The following is a 19,783-nucleotide window of genomic DNA, read 5'->3' as shown; positions in this document are numbered from 1 at the left end:
ACTCAAAACCGCCATTGAGTTACTCGCTGCCTAGCAGTTAAACGCAGATTGAACTAGGAGCGGGCTAGTGACAAGCCCCTTGCAAACACTAGGTTTGAGGGGCTTATACACAAAATATAAATTCTCTACATTACATTATATAAATAAACATCATGCCCCTTATGAGGGTTCACGAAGTGCGAACACTTATAAGGGGCATAGAAAATTTTGGTGGGAGAGGGCGGATTCGAACCACCGTAGGCTTAGCCAGCAGATTTACAGTCTGTCCCCTTTGGCCACTCGGGAACTCTCCCACATCAAGTTGCCTAGGTACTATAACATATCGCACAGACATTGTCAAGGCTTATTTTTCATTTTCATAACGATACATTTTAACCTCACCCAGCAGATATTGCTATATCGTCTACTACAATTAAACCACGTTCACTCAGCACCCCAGCTTCTGCCCAATATTTCGGAAATTTTTCCTGAAATAAATCATACTGCGGATGCTTCGGATTATTCAATATCGGCTATCGGCACAGGCTCAATAAGATACAGCAGCCGATTTAACGCCATTATCTCAAACTCGCCAACACAACAGATATAACCGCTCACATCTTTAATGACAGTTTTAGCACCCCAGGGTGCATTTCCTGATATACAACAACATCCTCTCGTACATCAAGCATTGGTGAGCTAAAGGGCAAGGATTTATAGTTGCTGTAAAAGCAACGCAACTTGTTTTTTCGTTGTTAAATGCACTGCAGGCACAGTCAAATTTGAGCTGGGCAACCCAAAAGGTTTCAATTCAATCAGACCGCCTATTTTCGTGCCGTGGTAAAAGTCCATACAACCTCCGAGATTATGCTCTCTACGCTACACTTGTATAAAAAAATTATATCCTCCCACAAGTGAAATGTCCAGCTATAATATATTCAATTCTAATTTGATTGGCGAATTTAAAGTTTTTTATATTTACCTGCAAAAAAGCCTTGACAAGCCTATTGGCTTGCGCTATAATGGCAAAGCACGCTGAAAAGCGAGGTTATGTGGCGGTATAGCTCAGTTGGCTAGAGCACTCGGTTCATACCCGGGGGGTCGCTGGTTCAAATCCTGCTGCCGCTACCACGTCGGGGTACAATATGCTATGCTCCGTTTCCGCACAAAATACGAAAGCTGCGTCCACTCCTTTCCTCCCCCTTATCCTCGCAAAGCAAGCTTTGCGAGGGGTATGCAAGAACGTGTTATGGCCCGTTGGTCAAGCGGTTAAGACTCCGCCCTTTCACGGCGGCAACACGGGTTCGAGTCCCGTACGGGTCACCATCCCCAAGCGACTTTTCGCTTGGGGACCCCTTTTGTGTTTTGAACAGACAGAGACTCGCCCTGCTTATGGACGCATAGCTCAGTTGGTAGAGCGTTCGCTTCACGTGCGAAATGTCTGGGGTTCGAGTCCCTATGCGTCCACCAGAGAAGATGTTGTTAAGGGATTTGAAAATCTTTAACAACATCTTCTCTTTTTAGCTGTGGCAAGCAAGGCGCGTGGTGTGCCACAACGGTATTTTAAGCCGCTATGCGTCTGCTATATGATTTGTGAATAGATGTAGAAAATTTGTATTAGGAGAGCAAAATCCGTGGATAAAACCTCAATCAGACTTGATGGTAAAAAGATTTTAATTACTGGCGTAAGCCGCCCTTTGGGTATTGGCGCAACGCTTGCCAAAAGATTTATAGAAGCTGGTGCGGTTGTAGCCGTTCATGGTTTTTCGATTTACGATATGTCGGTTGGTTGCAATAATTCAGCCACACCAAACGGCACGGAAAACGTGACGAAGAAGTTAGCGGACATGGGCTTAAATGTAATGTTAATTACGCCGTCAGACTTTACCGAAAAAGGCACAGCGATAAAAGTTGTTGAGGAAGCCGCACAAAAACTGAACGGGCTTGATGGCATGGTTTTGAATCATTGTTATGGAACAACATTAGAATTAGGCAAGTGGACGGAAGAAAATTTAGACCCGCATTTTTCTGTTAATATCCGCGCTTATATGCTGATGATTCAAGCATTTGCCAAACAAGTTGATACAGCCAAAGCGAATGCCGTTACGTTGTTTACAAGTGGGCAAGCCAATGGCCCCATGACAAACGAAATCCCCTATTGTGTTGCAAAAGAAGCAGTCAGTAATCTTTGTCGCCAAGCGATGACAGATTTGGGAAAACGAAATATAAGAATTAACACCATAAATCCCGGTCCTAATGACACTGGCTACTACCCCGGCGATACAAGCCGTTGGTGTACACCAAACGATGCCGCAGATTTGGCATTGTTTTTACACAGCGATTATGCAAAATGCATTACAGGGCAAATAATCGCAAGTGATAAAGGTGAAGGCTTTGGTGGCAGCTTCGTATTATAAGCATTTTCTACATTAACTTAAAAACAAATCCCTCAACAACCCCCGCACCAGTGCGAACCCTCATAAAGCCATGCTCCCTCTCAGTCCTGCTCGAAAAAGCGAAAGCAATCTTAAAGAGACATAAAATTGATGCTCCTACACTACGGAAAGTGCCTCATGTTTCAAGCCGACTTGCGACAATGACACGAAAACTTGACGAAATAATAAAGACGCACATTCCCGACGCTGCAAGGAAAACTAAAGAAAATGCGAGTGTAAATTGTTCGCCGAGATTGCCTTGTGATGCGGCATCAGTCACCGATAACGAAACAAACAACAGCGATGATGCAACGACCACAGAAGAGATAACTAACATCGAGAGAAGTTTTTTCGGGCGAATATCACGCAGAACGTGTTTGAGCATGATGTTCATGGTGCATTACTCCTGCTTTTTTATTCAAACCATTGCCAGGCATGCCAAAATTCGATCTCACCGGCAGCAATCACAAGTGACACAGTCCCTGCAATAAAAGTTACGGCAAACGCAATTAACGAAATAAGCGCAATCGTGCGCATCAATCGACGTCTTTTCGGCGCAATCACGGGATGCAGCGATGCCGGCGGCTTTTTGCGCCCTGTCCAAGCTGTTTTGTGCCAACCAATATAATTCTTGACAAGGTGGTTGGCATATCGCAGACAGTAAATCGTTCCAATGACCGCTAACGCTGCCAATGCCAACAGCGCAAACCCTAATAACAGCGAAGATAGATACGGCATATAGAGTGTATCGACATAGTCACTCAACAACGAGCCGGGACGACCCAGTCCCGCCACCATAAACAATCCACCTGCACCTACAGCAATAGCTGTCGCGCCCAAAGAGATAATCATCGCGTATAGCGATGCAATAAGCGGAATAGCCAACATGCTGTTTAAAAAGAAAAATCCTATCCCCAACACAATCTTCGTGCCCACTCGACCGTACACACGCGGCGTGATTTCCTTAAATTGCACCGCCAGTTCTTCCGGCGTACCCAAACGATCAGCCGTTTCTGCTTCGCTATATCCATCAGCGATTTTCAGATTAAAATGCTCTTCATACTCATTTAAAATGTCGGCGGCCTCATTTGTGTTAATCGATTTCAGCGCTTTTTCCAGCGCGGCGAGATATTCTTGCTTAGTCATCGTTCAATTCCCCTTTTATCAATTTCTTAATCGTTTCAGCAAAATTCAGCCATTCATCGCGTGTTTGCATAAATTCTTCCTGCCCTAAATCGGTGAGTGAATAGTATTTGCGTGGCGGGCCGCCGCTTTCTTCAACAAGATAGGTTGTTACAAACCCGTCGCTTTTAAGTTTGCGCAAGATGGGATAGACCGTTCCGTCTGAGATGTCAATGTGCTTGGACAGCGACTCGGACACGTCGTATCCATAGCGATCACGTTTGGCCAACAGTGACAGCACGCAAAGCTCTAACACGCCCTTTTTGAATTGTATATTCATAAGCAACTTCTTTCATTTGTTCTGTAGCGCCCATCGGCCACTATTAAACATTATATAATAGTTACATATATTTGTCAATACGTTTTTTGAAAAAACTAAATAAATCTTAGAACCCGCTATATAAGCGGGTTCTAAACACTTTTATGACATTAAAGCTAATGTGATTCTTGAAATAATCCAAGTTCACGCATTCCCGGCGTATCGATGACCATCGACCCGGATGGCAACATGAACAGTTGTCGATGCGTCGTTGTATGCCGCCCGCGGCTATCGTCCTTGCGAATACCCTTCACTGCCATAACCTCTTGCGCCATGAGATAGTTGAGCAGCGACGATTTTCCCACACCGGACATGCCGAGAAAAACGATAGTCTTTCCAGGGGCTAAATATTCATCCAGCGCACTCATCCCAAATTTCGTGTAAGTGGATACCGCGTGAACAGGTACATCAAGTGCCCGCACAGCAACTATTTCCTGACTAAAACTTTCAACGAGATCCGACTTTGTCAGAACTACAATGGGCAATCCGCCGCTCCGGCGCGCCTGTGTCACATAACGCGCAACACGCTTAACATTGAAGTCATGATTGAGGGATGTCAAAATAAACACATAATCAAAGTTAGCTGCGATAATCTGCTCGCCGTTGGCTTTGATGTGAGCATACCCATGCCCAAAAGAGTCGGAACGCGAAAATTTTGAATGACGCGGCAACAACTTGACAATGCGTGATGCACCACTATTGTTGTATTGAATCAACACAAAATCTCCGACGCAGGGCAGGTCTGCACGCGATACTGCCTTGTGCAAAAATGCGCCCTTCAATATTGCAGACACCTCACCGTGTACTGTCATGATGATATACTGCGCGCGATGAACCTCAGTCACGCGCCCGGGAATCGTGCCATCGGTGGACTGATTGTTTTCGATATAGCCATAGTTTTTCAAGTCTACCATAGTTTTTCTCCTCACCTTGAAATATTTTTTTGATGTTTGGACACAAAAATGCCGCAGACAAAACAGCCATCGGCTGCAAGTCTACGGAAGTATGCAGTATCCAGATTGCTTTGCGTTTTATTTACGTTTGAATCACCAAAATTTTCATAAAACATTCCTCCTCTCATGAATAAACTTGATTATAGTATATGATATCGCACATCGATTGTCAAGAAAAAGATCGACAAAGGCGAAACAATTCATTAAAAACAGCCTCTTATAACCGCAACGATTACAAAAGGCTGTTAATTTCAGTATGTGTATGTCTTATAAAGCGACTCACTGCATAAAATATTTCTTCACCGCAGCAGTCGCGTCGGCTGGATCGGCACTAATTGTCGTGCAGAATTCAACGCCGTTCTCTTTGCCAAACCTCGTTGCCCAATCCAGGAACTTTTCGCATTCTGCCATATCATCATTCTTAACAATCTTAAATAAACTGTCAATAAAAAAGTGCGAAATATCATAATTCCCGGCGTAAAGTCCCGTGATAAATCCGCGCAGGACTTGGTATGAACATACATCGTATGATTTTGTATCAATCAATCGTGCCGTGCGGGCATGAATTTCACTCCGCAATTTTTCTCCTCGCTCAATAACAACAACTTGCCCTTTCCCGTTTTGCGATGCATCTGTCGCCAGTGCAATCAGCTGTTTGGTCTTGCCCGCCCCGCGGAGACCCATTACCACACGAACCATGGCAGATTCCTCCTTTAAGTATTGTTGAACTTGGTTTCATCATACCATAATTTGCCGTAAAAATCAAGCCCCGAATTTACAATTTATAGCCTTGATTCCAACGCCGCACGCCGCGCTTCAAACCCTGGTTTTCCAAGCAAGGCAAACATATTTTTCTTATAATCTTCCACGCCGGGCTGGTCAAATGGATTGACCCCCAGCAACAATCCCGACAGCCCGCATGCCAACTCATAGAAATAAATCAATGCACCAAGATTCTCTTCTCCTCGTTTCGGCACTTCAATAATCATATTTGGCACACCACCGTCAATGTGCGCCAAATATGTGCCTTGGAATGCCTTTTCATTAATTTCATCAAGCGTCATACCCGCCAAGAAATTCAGCCCGTCGCCATCTCCTTGCTCAATTTGCAGCGTCACCTCAGCACGTGATTGTCCCAGCGCAACGGTTGTTTCCATCACGTTACGCATGCCATCCTGCATGTACTGTCCCATAGAGTGCAAGTCGGCGGTCAGTTCGAGACCGGCGGGGAAGATTCCTTTACCATCTTTGCCTTCACTTTCGCCAAAAAGTTGTTTCCACCACTCTACCATCATGCGGAAGTGTGGTTGGTAGCATCCTAAAACTTCGATGGTTTTGCCTTTGCGCAGCAAGGCATTCCGACCTGCAGCGTATTGCCATGCGGGATTGCTCATATCGCGGATATCGAGCACGGCAGCAGCTTGTTGCGCGCCCTGCATAAGGGCTTTAATGTTTGCACCGCTGACGGCGATGGGCAGCAATCCCACGGCAGTCAGCACTGAAAAGCGTCCGCCAATGTCATCGGGGATGACAAAAGTTTCATAGCCCTCACTGTCGGCGAGTTGTTTCAACGCACCGCGCTGTTTATCGGTTGTGGCGTAAATGCGCTTATTGGCGTTATCGCCATATTTTTCACGCAATTTCGCACGCAGGTAGCGAAATGCCACGGCCGGCTCTGTCGTTGTACCGGACTTTGAAATGACATTGATGCACCAATCCCGCTCGCCGATGATTTGTGTCAGTTCGTCAAGCGCGTCTGCTGACAGATTACAGCCGGCAAAGAAGATTTGCGTATCGGCCATTAGATTATAGTTTGGCGAATGCAGCAACTCAATAACTGCCCGCGCCCCTAAATACGAGCCACCAATACCAACAACGACAAGCACCTTTGAGTGCTTGCGAATGTCTGCCGCCGCTTGCTCAATGCATGCAAACTCTTCACGATCGTAGTCGTATGGCAAGGTCAGCCAGCCAGTATATTCACCACCGGCACAAGTTTTATCTGCCAATGCATCATGCGCGGCGGCAAGCTCTGGCGCAAGCGCATCAACTTCTTGTTGACTAACGAAAGGAAAAATGCCGTTTAGTTTAACCGTTATCATAATAATTCTCCAAGTTCAGATTTATTTTTTTCATGACGGGAACGACGATAGCGCCGAGCGTAACACCCAAGAGGTTTTGCAGGATGGCAAAGGGCACCAAATGCCCGATAGCAGCAGCAGGTGAGAAGATAAATGCTTGATAGACAAAATACAGACACAACACCAACACAAATTGCAACGCAAAAAACGCGCCAACCAATGCCGCGTGATTTTTAATACGACGAATGGCGACGGCGGCAAAGTACGCCAACAACCCCTTGGAAATCAAAGTCGCCGGAATAAAAATTGGTCCGCCCGCACCCGCCAAATTTGCCAATGCCGACCCAATAGCAGCGGCAAACATGGCACTGACCGGATCAAGCACAGCAGCAACCATAAAGATTACGCCATCGCCCACATGCATGATGCCAATCGGCGAATTTATCCGAATCCAAAAGGTGCCGAGAAACACCATTGACGCACAGACTGCTGCCAGCGTAATGCGCTGCGCTTGGCTTCTAGCTCTCATGCAACAATGTGCCTCCCATGTATGCCAATGGCTTTTTGAGCGCGTGCATCAAAACGGTGAGCGATACCATAGAAACAATCATCATAATCGTTGACGGTATCACGCGTGTCGACAGCACCGCCCAAAAAGGATTGCCGAACGCCTGCGACAATGCAAATGTCGTCAAGAACATGCTGCAAACCAACCATTCCGTCCAGATTGCCGCATAGTTACGCAATGCTGACACCTCACGTTTATACAAAAACGCACCGTAAATAAAGCCGCGCAACCCCATTGCCACAGTGATGAGCGGTATGATGGCGAATGGCGATGGAAATAGCGCAAACCCCAGCAAGTCGCCTGTCATCGCTACGCCCATCGCCCAGGCAGGCCCCAATACCCATCCGCTTAATCCCACAACTATCAGGTTCGGGCTAATGCGGATGAGTCCGTCGGGCGTATTAAATCCTAACAAACGTGTTGCTGCAATCTGCATCGCCACAAAGAGCGCAGCGAGACAAAGGCGATAAATGTCTTGACGCTTAAGCATAGTTGGTCCTCCTTGGTGATTTGATTTCGTAAGGATGATAATCCACCCATTTTTCACTTACAGGACAATTTCCATCATCCTATTACTGGTTCGGTAAGCTGTTATTATATCACATCAGCCGATGAATGGCAAGTAAAATCACCATATGCAACGGATAGAATGCATAGAAGCCCCATTGCACCCATTTGCTATTATACCCTTTGCGCCCATTGTACAAAAAAATCAACGGCAATGCCAAACCGGCGATTAAATTGATTTGCGCCCACTCGACTTGCCAGCTCCTTGGCGCTATGATAAATTCGCGTCCAATAAGCATATCGCCCAAGTGAAACCCAACAAGAGCTAAGATATACCGCACCGCCAAAACAATCAAAAAGCCGGCAATGAGTTTGCTGTGCTTGCCTCGAAACACAAAGAATACTACCATCCAAGCCACACCAAACATGCTGTAATCGGCACGGATAAGTGCCGCCGCAAGCATACAAACTACCGCAATCGTCCAGCCCTCCGCAGGTCTGTGCAATTTGGTTTTCACATCAATGGCCCAAACGGCCAACAATCCAAGCAGCAATGCGAAAAAGACATTTTGCGCATTGTAATCAATAAAAATCAATGAATGGCTGTTTAGATTGACAAACATATCGTATGGGATTTCCGACAACAACGCCAACAGCAGCAACCGGAAAGCATACTTAGGCACATCGCGTGTCCTGATATACCCTTCAGCAATTAAAAAACAAAAAATCGGAAACGCTAAACGCCCGACCATGCGCAACTGCAAAGCAAACTCGGGCTGCCAACTAAATAAAATAACACCAATGTGATCAACAAGCATGGTAACAACGGCAATCATTTTAAGGACGAGTGATGACATGTACGCTATTCGTCCGTTTCTTCGGCTTCGTTATCGGCATCAATGGCCGCCCAGTCGATTGTCTCATCGTTATCGACGCTGGCGCCTTCAAGCTGCTCGCTTTTTGATGCATCGACAATTTCAGATTCAGCAGATTGCTCGGGTTCGGCATTATCTAATTCTTGTCGTATATCATCAGATTGAGGAGACTCGACATTGGCTTCAGCTTCGAACGATTCGGCGGTTTGTTCAGACGGTGCAACGACGTCATCACGCCCTACAAACTCAGCCGAATTCTTTTTGCGCCGCCGTCTCAATCTACCGCTGACTTTGCGATTGAGCTCCCGTTGCACAATATAGAACTGCGGAAAGCACGTGTAATACGCATAGCCGATAAACGGCGCAATGATTTTTTCGTCAGCCAGTTCTGCCGCATGATTTGCCTCGCGCATGATATGCTCAGTCTGCATAATGTTATAGCGTCCGACATCAGTGTCATATGTCAAATCAACAGCGGCATCAAAGAGTTGCATAGCAATTTTACGTGTATTCTCACCTGTCGCATAGCCGTGGATTACGTGGTAGAGCAGCGGAATCACCGCCTCACCGCCGACTGTGAATGCTTTTTCAGGGTCTGCCGCAACATGACGCACTACGCGCATCAATGGTGCGGGGCAAGGCTTGTTGCGGTGGAATGCCAACAGGTCGGTCAGCAGTATATCGGCAGCACGCAAATTCAACGCATCTTCCAGATCACATTCGACCAGTTGGCTCAAACAGACATGGTTGAGCCAAGACATATCTTTGTCGGGATAGTGAAGGCGCTGGTCGGCCCACAGCTGTGTCAGCGCCCATAAGCGGTTCTGCTCCAACTGCTTAGCCTGGCGCAGAGCACCCGAAACGCCATCGCGTTCAGCGTGCCCCGCAGCAATCAACGTCAGCAAGCTCAGCAGATACAGCAACGGCAGAATCAATACCGGCCATTGCATAGCGTAGGTGACGGTTGTCGCCATATAAACGAGAAAATAGACGGGCACAACCAGCGAAAGAATCGCCCACAACGTGCCACGCCACAGGCGTTTTCGCTGCCGTCGGATGGCCGTTTCTACCATCTCTGGACGCAAATTATCGAGCGGCGTAGCAAAGACCACAAATGCCCGTGCCTGCTTATTTTTGCACTTTTCGTGCTTTTTTGAGCCGCCTTTGAGTCTAATGCGTCCATGCCCCAGCCACCAAACAGCAGATAAATTGCCTTTCATCCAAAGCGGCAGTAAACTGCCCAACACCAAAAAGAAAACCGGCAATATTATCGCCAGCACCATGCCCACAACATAGACCCAATCGCGCATCATGACGTCAAAGCGCTCCTCAGTCAGTATCAACCCAACCATAAAACCGCAAATTAAGCCGATAGCGATTGTCAAAATCGCCACCAGCCAGCGCAACTTGGGTGTTTGTGATCTCATGCCGTCACCGTCCCGCGTCATTTGCGATTAGTATACCATAAACTTTTCTAAATGTAAACCAAAAAATCGTCCAATTGCAAAATGCAGCCGAACGATTTGGATATATGTTTATTTACCATTTTTAATGTTTGTCATGCTCATATTTCTCAATCTAGATGGGTGCCGTAGCTTAATGATCGCTTTTTTGCGAATAGCCCCAACACTTGCCCTAGCCAGTCCGATTTCATTTCCTACCTGTTCCAGTGTTTTTCCATATCGGTAATAATGATGCAATACAGTCTGCTCGCGTTGATGCAACGTATCAAGCATCTTCATAATTCCATCGGTATACGCATCACCGTTGTCATTCTCCACATGGAAAACTCGACAATAAATAAGAGCCGTATATTCCCGGTCGGTCATATAAACATCCTCCTAACTTCAAAACACTCTGGTTGTGTCCTGTTTCAGGACATCTTCTTCCAATTTTACAGTATACACTAATTTTGTCCTATGTCAAGACAAAGGGGTGTAAACATGTCAAGAATTATTGATGGAAATCGAAATAATATCACAGGCGAGCGCATTAAAAACGCTCGTGTTAAAATGAGACTCAGCCAGAAAAAGCTATCCGAAAAGCTGGAGCTGGAGGCCGTCTACATCTGTCGCGGTTCTATATCAAGAGTCGAAAGCGGCGAGCGTACAGTAACCGACATCGAACTTGACGCCATTTCAAAAGTATTGAATGTATCGCTAAATGATTTGTTTGGCCGATAAAAATGTCGTCCGGTTTAATAGCCGAACGACGCTTTTTCTATCTATCCCATCAATAGGCTTGCCCCCCAGCGGTTAAACACTGTATCCAAATGCCGCACATTCGGCAGCTGCCCAATCCAATAATCGGGCGAATCGATCAGCCCTAAACTTGCCATATGCCGCACCGATTCTTCACCGTTCAGCTCACGCAGAAACTGCGCGCTCGCCCAACCCGTCAACCTACCATTGGTCGCCCATAGCCAGTCGCCGTCACGGCGCGTCACCGCCACCCGAGACCCGCGTGCAAATGTGCCCAAAATATTGCCGTTGCTCGACGGCGCAGCACGCACGTTCAGCGGCTGCGTTGACGTGTTAACGGTGTGCAGCACAGGTTGTTGACGTACCGTCAACGGCGGCGTTGTCGTGCCGCTGATGGCCTCACACAGCCGTGCCATCGGGAAATGCCGTCCCGGGCAGTTTGTATTTGCAAACTCATCATGCCCACGTACCAACAAGTTTCCATACACGCTTCGAATATGCCCGACCAGCCAAACCAGTGCATTAAACATAGCGTCACTCACGCGGTCATTGGTGTGGTGGTTGCCGTTGACAACGATGGCAACCGACGTATTATTCTGCCCGACGGTGTGCGCTCCGACATGTCGCATATCGCGTCCCCGCCAAATTGAGCCGTCGAAATCGACGTAAAAATGATAGCCGATGCCCGACCATCCGCGACCTTGATGCCATCGATGAATGTCGCGCACTGTACCGCGCCCGTAAACATGGTGAATAATAATCGTATTGGTCGTGTTGCCGCGATTTTGATTGTTTGTAAAACGCAAATTTGCATCTTGAATTGTAAAACTCATAAAATTATCCTCTTTTCTGCTTATGTCCGTTCGAATACCCGAAATAATATGACAATGCCATCAACAGCATGTCACGAACGCCCAAATCCTGCCCCGTCGTGTGCATGGCGTAGCCGTAAAGCCCCAGAATGACCAATACCATGCATTTGCGAATGTTCAGGTCCTCCCAAAATGATTTCCACATCATTTACAGAAACAGCCGAGTTAACAATCCGCCAATCAGGCCTGCGCACATCAATGCAATCAGTTGCTCCACCATGATTTCCCAACGCTTGCCCGGCTTAGCCTTTTGCATTTCCACATCAATCTTAATAGCATCAATGTCTCCCCGCATATACTGCATCTCGCCCAGCATCCCCTTGATCGCTACCGCTATTTCACGCATATTTTCCAAAATCCTGGCTTGGTCATCCAGCCGTTTGTGTGCCGTTTCCACTGACATTTCCAACGCTGCAATGCGTTCTCCTTGTGTTCGCGTCATTGCTCTTCTCCCCTCAAATCATTGATAGAATGTAATATCGCTAAAGTACATATCCCGATTCCGTTCTATCCACGAAACCATCTCCTGCAAATCAGCCAACACTCGCTCCAACGCGTTAGCGTTGTGGTGATTCATGACAAATAAACTATCCGGCAACCTCGGTGTGTCAAGAAACGTCACAAAGTCGCGCCGCACTGCCGCCACACTTTCCAGCAGCATCTCGCCACGTTGACGTGTCACCATCGAATCCTGCCGCCAATCGGTTAGCCCGCGCGCATTCGTACGATAGCCATTTATCCGCATCCATGCCGCCAATTCATTGACCGCCAATCCTACACGATTGCGGTCAACATGGTCATAACAGCCTTTCAGCCGCTCGGCAGCGTTGCGCCCGCTCGCCAAAATCACCCGTGCTTGCTGCACATCACTATCAGTGCGGTCGTAAACCAACGGCATCATACCATACCACCTGTGAAAATCAATGTGCCGTCAGCATCACGAAATCCGACCGCTAGCAGATCCAAGTCTGTCTGCTCCGTCACATATAAATTGCCGCCCAGCAAAAACACCCGCGCCGAATCATCTGTCGGAATCCGCACCGCCGCCACACGCCCCGGCGCAACAGCAACCAACCCTCGCTGGCCTGCCGCAATATTCTCTGCCGCAATGCCCAGCAATTGATCCAACTCGTCACTGTGCCACCACGTCACCCAGTGCCCGCCTGCGCCCAATACCACAAACGGGTTGTGCGGCATAATATAGATGCTGCCATTCAACAGCGAATTGGCTGGTGACGCACGATGGCTTGCCGTCGGCGCCAAGGCACCGCTCTCCGTCAACGTATACGCCGTCGCCATCACTGCGCCCGTACCGTTGGCATTCTCAGTGTGAAAATTGAGAAATCGGTTGCCTGTCAACGGCTTTACGCCGCTTGTCCGTGCCGTAACAGCACTTGCTGTCATTTGCAGCTGTCCATTTTCAACGCGCAAAATATGTATCCGCTGCGGCTCACGGTTGACGCCGCCTGGTGTGTTCGTCTCGCTCAATAAAGCACAGACATTGTCGGCAATCGGCACGACAAAGTTGGCAACAAACATACCACCGGGCGTATCACTGCCAATATCCCGCGTGTCACCAATCGTTTGGAGTGCATCGCCAATCACATCAACCACCCGCGCACGCAACCTTGTTCCGCTGTCATGCGTTATTATCAATACGCGATTGTCTGACATCCTTGCCAACTGTGCCGAAATTCCACCACCGTTCGGCCTATGAGGTGCCGGCAAACGACTTAATATGTCCACCGATAGCCGGCCTGCATCAGCTATCACTTCCAGCAAGCACATGTCATCGCCCGTCATCGCCACAAATCGACCTTTATCAACTACCACAACTGCCGCCGGCGCATTGCCGCCCATCACGCCAACAAACACAGCTTCAGCTTGTAACCCAATGGCAATCTGATTGTTTACGATGCGAAAGGGCTGTGCAAAATACCCCCTTCGATCCCTTTCTCGGTCTTCTGCGTAATATAAAAGCATTCCAATATTACCGCTGCCGTCAAGGTCATCACATTGCCCGTCAATGCACGCCGAAAACAGACTCGCCTGCCCATCCATCATGCCCGGCAATCGCGGCAGCGTCCATACACTCAACCGCTCTAACCCAACACCGCCTGCCGGCACACGCCATACCTCCAACACAACATCGCCACTTAATTCCCGCGCTACAAAAAAACTATTACTGTCCTGCGCCTCCCCGCAAATCACCGACCCATCAGAAAACGCCGACAACCCGTCTTCACGCGCCAGCCGCACTGACGGCGCCAACGAATACGTCGCCCCAACCACCGCTACGCCATCGTTGGTCATACGCACGCCGTCACCCTCCGCAATGTCGACCGCTGCCGTCAACTCAACGCAATTTTGCCACAATCCAATCTCGCGCCGTGCATCAGCAATCGGAATAGCACCGACCGCCGGCGCAATTTGCGGCGTTTCGGCCAACCAATCTTCTATCGGCTGCGCGTGCGCGCGGTTAATTTTTGTGCCCTCCTGCACCACCTTGCCCGGATGCGGCTCAAGATCTACGATCTGTCCCGCCGCACCCGTCGCCGTGTCACGCAATATATAACGGCGCGGAAATTCCACTATTCTGTCCCGCACATCGCGTCTGTTAAACCGACCCACAATCCACCCCACTTTTCTCTTTCTCAACCAAATTGTCTAACTGCGCCGAAATCCTGGCCACTTCGATAACCAAGTCATCAATCGTCATCATCGGCCAAACTTCAGCATGTTCATCTTCTGGGCGCTCCATTTCTGTCACATCGATCAAGTTGCCGCTTTCATCAGTCACGAAAGCAAAAAGCGGCATCAGTTCCATGATTTTATCCGCCAAATCGCCCTCGACCCACCAGCCGTCAATATTGTCAAACGGCACGTTGGACGTCGTCTTATCGGGCTGAATGTAAAATTCTCGCATCATCGCCTCCTCATCTAAATGCTATGTACTCGGCAGTTCCGGAAAAGTTCGGCGTTGCCCAAAAGCGCGTCGCGCTTGTCATGGGATGCAGTTGCGCACCCCGCACAACGGGGCTTGGATTCGGTTCTGCGCTTGCCGAAAACCATTGCCAAAACAAAACTCGACTCGGCACAAACCCCAACGAAATCTCAGCTTGCACCCCGCTCGCCGCCGCAAATGTTCCCGTCACCGCCGTCGCGCCGGGCTGCAGCATATGCGCGCTTATATTCGGGTTAAGAATATGCCATCGGTTGTTGATGCCCAGCGTAAACAGAATCGTTTTTCTCGCCCTCCATACCGGCCCTGCCAACCCAACATTATTTTCCCAAACAACTGCGAGCGGCGCTGTTCGGCCAATGTTTAGCCAAACATCTTCAGCGGTATTTGTTGCGTTTTCAAAAAACACCGCAACAGTCACACCCTCTTTCAGCACAAAAGGCGGCTGTCCGTCGTCAAGCGTTGCTATTTTTGCACGGTCAGCGACATCCGTTGTTGACCGCGCAAACCATACACGCCCATGTTGACTGTCAAGATTGCTTTGCACCGCTGCCGCGCTGCCCTCAGGGTCTGCCCCAATCTGCGCCGCCGTCACGCGGTGCGGATTGTCTACGTTGCCTGCGTGTCTATGCACTGTTTCGGCGGCGTTGCCGGCAACAACTTTCGCCATTTCAGCCACTGCAACGGCATGGGCAAACTCCATATCGTCGCATCCGCATTCTCTCACAACCACATCCAATGCCTCAACAGCCCGCTCCACCGACCTGACCGCCTCATCAACACGCCGGTAATTATAGTTGTGGTCGTCAATGTCATACTGTTCAAATCCCTGCGGCATCCGCAGCCTGTAATTCTCTGTAAACCTCATTTATTCACCCCATATCTAATCTCACTATGTGTCCTCTCGCTTAACACATCGTGAGTCCCGCCACGCAGCGCATCATGCGTCACACCGTCGGCCGCCCGGCCCACAACCTGCACCGCAGCGCGAATACGCCGGTGTCCAAATTGTAATTGCAGCCTCGACACAAATCCGTCAACACCGCCAACTACCACGCGCTCACCAACATTCACCAACGGCATATCTTTGGGCGAATCAACCAGTAAAATATCACCTTCATAACGACAATCGGCAGCAGCAGCCCGAAACAGCCGTTCAAACTTCATATCGTCACTGTCACAGCTCGACAGCAACATATTCTGCACCTCAACAGTACGCTCACGCCCACCTGCGTCTGGATATTCCCGCCGCACAACCGATGTCGAATGCCGATACGCCAACCCGCGCACACTGCACGACCCACCATTGCCTTGAATACGCACATGGTTGGCACTCTCATCCAGCACCTCAGCATTATGTACAATCACGTTAAAATGCGGCGCCGAAAACACCACCAAATGCTCACCTTCAATCTCGCCCTCAAACAACGTCACCAGACCATCGGCCGCCAATGGCGAAAAGTGATGCACTGTTAGCTCTACTGCCGCCGCCGTCTCATGCGTCAGCACGCCGTCACGATACAAACGGTCAGCATCAACCACACGCGTAATACCCTCCGCTTGCGGCAGCAATGCTAAGCTGCCGTCTGCCTCAACACGACAATACGCCCCCAACGCAAAGCATAACTGCGTCAACGCCTCCCGCCGGCTACCCCACGGAATCCAGCCCCAAATCCGTTTATCGACCAGAGACAAATCCAACCGAGTGGCAACCTCATCACCGACAATCGCCCGTGCCAACACATCGGCATTCTCGCCAAAATATAAGTCACCGTGAAACGGCGACAGCGTCTCCAACAGTCCCAACGTCGACACCGCTGCGATATCAACACGGCTATGCCCCTCACCGCGCCGCACTTGCCCCGATTCCAGCCGATACGTACCAAACAACTTGCCGCCCCAAAATAGCTGCAACGACTGATGCCGCGCAAATAAAAACGGCACGGCATTGTCGGCAATCAGTGAAAAATTCGCGCTGTCAATCACCTGCGCCCGATGCCCCGGGTCATATCCCTGATATACCTCACAGCCCCGCATCAAAAAATTGTCGGATCCAAATGCCCGCACAATCCCAAACAGTACCGATTGCAGCCTCAATCGCGAAAATCGCCTGTTGACACGAAAGAAACTAACTTCCACGCGGTCATAATTCTGAACCACCTGTGCCGTTGTAAAAGCAACCGCATTCGGCGCAAATCCGCGCCGCGCCAGCAATTCCGTCCCGCGATACCAAGAGATGTGCATATCCGTCGCAAAGAGATTGCTCTCTATGTCAAAATGAAATGTCAAGCCCACTGACGACTGCCGCTCCTCAAACTGCATGTCCAGCACAATCGGCTGCGCAAAGAATCCCTGCGCGTCACTCAACTCTTGACTCCACAGCGCATGAGCATTGCTCAAATCAAAATACTCTGCCTCACCATCCAGCAGTAGCCCGTTATGCTCACATGTCTGCTCCCGTGTAAATATTGCCGACTCATCAAACAATATCGGCAGCATCGAAAAATCAGCCTGCCCGTAAGCGTCGGCAGCAACATCTTGGCTCGCCGTCGGCGACACATCGCGATAAAGCAACATCGCGCTCATGCCAGCCTCACGCTTTCCATCGCAACAACTCGCAGGCGCAATCCACCCCAACGATTGCCGTTCTTCACGCCGCGTAACATGTCACTCTCAACAACAATCCGCGCTGGAAATGTCAGTGTCTCATCGCCGAACGGCAGCGTCACAACCCGCGGCGCCAACGGCTTAGTCACATCGAGGTAAAACTCGTTGTAATCATGCCCCGACCGCGGCTCCACCGTCATCTCAAAGTCATACTTTGTGCCGATAATGTCGCAGATTTCACGGCCGCTCTGTAACACACCCGCCGTCACTTGGTCAACAACCTGCGGCGCCTGCCGCACCACCGGGCGCAACTCTCCCACGTTATATTCAACGCCGTCAATCTTCATGATACTCACTCAATACCACCCCCCATTCAACTGCTCCACACGCCGCAATTCCAATCCCAGCAGCTCTACCAACCGCCGCGTACTGCCTGTCGCCTCAACGGTAAAATTCGCCTGAATCGCCGGTTGCTGTGCGCTCTGCGCCGCTAACGCATTGTAGGATGTCGGTACCATCGCGCGTGCCGTATGCCGGAGAAACTGCTCACCGTTTTCAAACAAACTCCAGTCATCGCGGCGCCGCATCGCCATCTGGTTGGCCAGCTTGTCCATCATGCCCGTCAACAATGTCCACCCCGAAGCATCAAGCACTTCTTCGGCAATATCGTCAATCACATCCAGCATCACATCACGCAATGCGTCGCGGCTCTTTTCCACGCCCAGCCCAATACCACTTGCCATCGCCGCACCGATGCTCTCAGCCTCACGTGCCGCCGCCACACTGCTCACCATCAGATATTCAATTTGTCTGTCAAGACTCTCACGCATCCCGCGCAACTCTTCAGTCGCCTGCGCCTCAGCAATGCGCAATCGCTCCAAATACAGCGCGTTGTACCGCTCTAATTGTTCATCGCTCATGCGTAACAACGCCTTCACCTGCGCATTGCTCTGCGGTCCCAGTCGCTCCAAGTCGGCCAGCAATTGCTCGTCGAGCACGCCCCGTGCCGACAATTCCGCCAGATTGCCTGCCCAATTTTCCAGCAAACGCACCTGGTCTTGCAGATTGGCCATAATCTGCCCGCTTTCAACAAATCCCTGCTCCCGCGGCGCGTCAAACAATCCGAAACTGTCAACCAACTGCTGTGTCCGCCGCGCCAACGCCGTATCATACGAAGCATTTAAGCTGTCAATTGCGTTGTCAATTGACAGAATCACTTCCCGCAACTGCCGCAACGCCTGCTCATGCTCCCGCGTACCCTCACCATAGCGGGATAGCACATCTAACCACGCATTATACTGTGCCGTCAGTGACATTTGATTAAAACGCACCTCATCGGCAATATATTGCCTATCCTCAACGAATGCGTCAGCTCGCTCACGATCAATTTCAGCCAGCCGCCGCTGTTCCAATGTATGAATCTCGCGCTCAATACGCCGCCGTTCTTCGGTACCTTCGGCAAACTGGTTCCGCAGCTCGCGATAAGCCGCCAGTTGTCCCTCAATATCCAACCGTCCAAAGTGCGCCTCATCACCAATACGCTGCCTCTCCGCTGCCAATGCATCGGCGCGCGCTCGATCAACCTCAGCCAACCGCCGCTGTTCCAGCGTATGGATCTCACGCTCAATGCGCAGCCGCTCGGCACTGCCCGCCGCAAACACACGCTGCAATTCACGGTAGGCCTCCAGCTGCCCCTCGGTATCCAACCGCCCAAAGAACGCCTCGTTGTTAATCCACTCCTGCGACGCCGATAAAATCGACTGTGCCAACTGTCGCGCCGCCCGCACAGCTTCACTCTCACCGTCGGCAATGCCCGCCGCAACACCCAACGACAAATTCCGCCCGATAATATCTCGCATTACCTGCGACGGCGACGAAATCCGCGCCGCCTGCATCATGGCGGTGCGCACGTTATGAACCACGCGCTGCCCCGCCGCGGCCACCGCCGGCATACCGGCACCTACGCCTGCCGCAACACCCAGCGACATATTGACACCCACCTGCGCAAACCCGGATTGCCGCACCTGTCCATCCATCGCGATACGCGCTGCAACAACACTCTCGCGCGACATCGAAATTATCCCCGCACCCACATGCGCTACCGCCGCACCAATACCGTGCATATTGGCAAGCGCCAACTTACCGCCGGCCTTTGTCAGTGCCGCAATTGTCTCCAACCCCCGCCGCAGCTGCTCCGAATCAATTTCAACCCCAACAACAACCCTGCCATCAAAAGACACTA

23 protein-coding genes and 4 tRNA genes are annotated in these 19,783 nt (G+C 50.0%); 5 read left to right on the top strand and 22 right to left on the bottom strand.

All coding sequences use genetic code 11. From position 1 onward, the window contains the following. Nucleotides 1-208: 208 nt before the first annotated feature. Nucleotides 209-293 (bottom strand) — tRNA-Tyr (locus tag FWE06_08095). A 740-nt stretch (nucleotides 294-1,033) separates the two neighbouring features. Here FWE06_08095 and FWE06_08090 point away from each other — a divergent pair. The 4 genes from FWE06_08090 (at nucleotide 1,034) to FWE06_08075 (ending at nucleotide 2,396) form a co-directional block, all read left to right on the top strand. Beyond that, a tRNA-Met gene (locus FWE06_08090) sits at nucleotides 1,034-1,110 on the top strand. A gap of 120 nt (nucleotides 1,111-1,230) precedes the next feature. After that, nucleotides 1,231-1,305: transfer RNA gene (locus tag FWE06_08085), tRNA-Glu, on the top strand. Between the two features lie 68 nt (nucleotides 1,306-1,373). Further along, nucleotides 1,374-1,449 (top strand) — tRNA-Val (locus FWE06_08080). 164 nt (nucleotides 1,450-1,613) lie between these two features. Beyond that, nucleotides 1,614-2,396 (top strand): SDR family oxidoreductase, encoded by a 783-nt coding sequence (locus FWE06_08075; GenBank protein ID MCL2547130.1) that lies wholly within the window; start codon nucleotides 1,614-1,616, stop codon nucleotides 2,394-2,396. 154 nt (nucleotides 2,397-2,550) lie between these two features. Here the strand turns inward: FWE06_08075 and FWE06_08070 are convergent, their stop codons facing one another. From FWE06_08070 to FWE06_08020, 11 genes are all read right to left on the bottom strand, one after another. Continuing rightward, nucleotides 2,551-2,808: a hypothetical protein gene (locus FWE06_08070; GenBank protein ID MCL2547129.1), complete on the bottom strand. Its 258-nt coding sequence runs from the start codon at nucleotides 2,806-2,808 to the stop codon at nucleotides 2,551-2,553. Nucleotides 2,809-2,828: 20 nt separating this feature from the next. Continuing rightward, the gene (locus FWE06_08065) at nucleotides 2,829-3,560 is read right to left on the bottom strand and encodes a DUF1700 domain-containing protein (protein ID MCL2547128.1); all 732 of its coding nucleotides are present in this window, start codon (nucleotides 3,558-3,560) and stop codon (nucleotides 2,829-2,831) included. Then, entirely contained in the window at nucleotides 3,553-3,876 is a 324-nt protein-coding gene (locus FWE06_08060) for a PadR family transcriptional regulator (protein ID MCL2547127.1), read from the bottom strand. Before FWE06_08060 ends, FWE06_08065 begins: the two co-directional genes overlap by 8 nt. A 155-nt stretch (nucleotides 3,877-4,031) precedes the next feature. After that, on the bottom strand, nucleotides 4,032-4,829 hold the full coding sequence (rsgA, locus tag FWE06_08055) for a ribosome small subunit-dependent GTPase A (protein MCL2547126.1): 798 nt from the start codon (nucleotides 4,827-4,829) through the stop codon (nucleotides 4,032-4,034). Between the two features lie 318 nt (nucleotides 4,830-5,147). After that, entirely contained in the window at nucleotides 5,148-5,567 is a 420-nt protein-coding gene (locus FWE06_08050) for a hypothetical protein (GenBank protein MCL2547125.1), read from the bottom strand. Nucleotides 5,568-5,650: 83 nt separating this feature from the next. Continuing rightward, entirely contained in the window at nucleotides 5,651-6,970 is a 1,320-nt protein-coding gene (locus FWE06_08045) for a glucose-6-phosphate isomerase (protein MCL2547124.1), read from the bottom strand. Beyond that, nucleotides 6,957-7,478, bottom strand: a complete 522-nt coding sequence (locus FWE06_08040) for an ECF transporter S component (GenBank protein MCL2547123.1) — start codon at nucleotides 7,476-7,478, stop codon at nucleotides 6,957-6,959. Before FWE06_08040 ends, FWE06_08045 begins: the two co-directional genes overlap by 14 nt. Further along, nucleotides 7,468-8,007: a folate family ECF transporter S component gene (locus FWE06_08035; GenBank protein ID MCL2547122.1), complete on the bottom strand. Its 540-nt coding sequence runs from the start codon at nucleotides 8,005-8,007 to the stop codon at nucleotides 7,468-7,470. Before FWE06_08035 ends, FWE06_08040 begins: the two co-directional genes overlap by 11 nt. A gap of 109 nt (nucleotides 8,008-8,116) precedes the next feature. After that, nucleotides 8,117-8,881 (bottom strand): conjugal transfer protein TraX, encoded by a 765-nt coding sequence (locus tag FWE06_08030; protein MCL2547121.1) that lies wholly within the window; start codon nucleotides 8,879-8,881, stop codon nucleotides 8,117-8,119. A 5-nt stretch (nucleotides 8,882-8,886) separates the two neighbouring features. Further along, on the bottom strand, nucleotides 8,887-10,326 hold the full coding sequence (locus FWE06_08025; GenBank protein MCL2547120.1) for a hypothetical protein: 1,440 nt from the start codon (nucleotides 10,324-10,326) through the stop codon (nucleotides 8,887-8,889). Between the two features lie 108 nt (nucleotides 10,327-10,434). After that, nucleotides 10,435-10,728, bottom strand: coding sequence for a hypothetical protein (locus FWE06_08020; GenBank protein MCL2547119.1), 294 nt, complete (start codon nucleotides 10,726-10,728; stop codon nucleotides 10,435-10,437). A 114-nt stretch (nucleotides 10,729-10,842) separates the two neighbouring features. Here FWE06_08020 and FWE06_08015 point away from each other — a divergent pair, with 114 nt between their 5' ends. Further along, the gene (locus FWE06_08015; GenBank protein MCL2547118.1) at nucleotides 10,843-11,082 is read left to right on the top strand and encodes a helix-turn-helix domain-containing protein; all 240 of its coding nucleotides are present in this window, start codon (nucleotides 10,843-10,845) and stop codon (nucleotides 11,080-11,082) included. Between the two features lie 41 nt (nucleotides 11,083-11,123). Here the strand turns inward: FWE06_08015 and FWE06_08010 are convergent, their stop codons facing one another. From FWE06_08010 to FWE06_07965, 10 genes are read right to left on the bottom strand one after another with little or no spacing between them, the layout of a single operon-like run. After that, on the bottom strand, nucleotides 11,124-11,933 hold the full coding sequence (locus FWE06_08010; protein ID MCL2547117.1) for an N-acetylmuramoyl-L-alanine amidase: 810 nt from the start codon (nucleotides 11,931-11,933) through the stop codon (nucleotides 11,124-11,126). A gap of 4 nt (nucleotides 11,934-11,937) precedes the next feature. Beyond that, entirely contained in the window at nucleotides 11,938-12,120 is a 183-nt protein-coding gene (locus FWE06_08005; GenBank protein MCL2547116.1) for a hypothetical protein, read from the bottom strand. Then, entirely contained in the window at nucleotides 12,121-12,414 is a 294-nt protein-coding gene (locus FWE06_08000; protein MCL2547115.1) for a hypothetical protein, read from the bottom strand. Between the two features lie 18 nt (nucleotides 12,415-12,432). Further along, nucleotides 12,433-12,873 (bottom strand): hypothetical protein, encoded by a 441-nt coding sequence (locus FWE06_07995; protein MCL2547114.1) that lies wholly within the window; start codon nucleotides 12,871-12,873, stop codon nucleotides 12,433-12,435. Continuing rightward, a complete protein-coding gene (locus FWE06_07990; protein MCL2547113.1) occupies nucleotides 12,870-14,615 on the bottom strand; it encodes a hypothetical protein in 1,746 nt (581 codons plus the stop codon). The genes FWE06_07995 and FWE06_07990 overlap by 4 nt, the downstream gene beginning before the upstream one ends. Further along, complete coding sequence (locus tag FWE06_07985) at nucleotides 14,590-14,898, bottom strand: hypothetical protein (GenBank protein MCL2547112.1); 309 nt, start codon at nucleotides 14,896-14,898, stop codon at nucleotides 14,590-14,592. The genes FWE06_07990 and FWE06_07985 overlap by 26 nt, the downstream gene beginning before the upstream one ends. Nucleotides 14,899-14,908: 10 nt before the next feature. Next, nucleotides 14,909-15,802 carry a hypothetical protein gene (locus FWE06_07980; protein MCL2547111.1) on the bottom strand — a complete coding sequence of 298 codons (894 nt, stop codon included), beginning with the start codon at nucleotides 15,800-15,802 and terminating at the stop codon, nucleotides 14,909-14,911. Beyond that, complete coding sequence (locus tag FWE06_07975) at nucleotides 15,799-17,520, bottom strand: hypothetical protein (GenBank protein MCL2547110.1); 1,722 nt, start codon at nucleotides 17,518-17,520, stop codon at nucleotides 15,799-15,801. The genes FWE06_07980 and FWE06_07975 overlap by 4 nt, the downstream gene beginning before the upstream one ends. After that, nucleotides 17,517-17,897, bottom strand: a complete 381-nt coding sequence (locus FWE06_07970; GenBank protein MCL2547109.1) for a hypothetical protein — start codon at nucleotides 17,895-17,897, stop codon at nucleotides 17,517-17,519. Before FWE06_07970 ends, FWE06_07975 begins: the two co-directional genes overlap by 4 nt. Further along, a complete protein-coding gene (locus FWE06_07965) occupies nucleotides 17,898-19,781 on the bottom strand; it encodes a hypothetical protein (GenBank protein MCL2547108.1) in 1,884 nt (627 codons plus the stop codon). Nucleotides 19,782-19,783 lie beyond the last annotated feature (2 nt).

It is taken from the genome of Oscillospiraceae bacterium (assembly GCA_009780275.1).
Taxonomy (GTDB): domain Bacteria; phylum Bacillota; class Clostridia; order Oscillospirales; family UBA929; genus WRAI01.
Note: the sequence above shows the minus strand (reverse complement) of the source record. Positions and strands in the feature narration are given on the sequence as shown.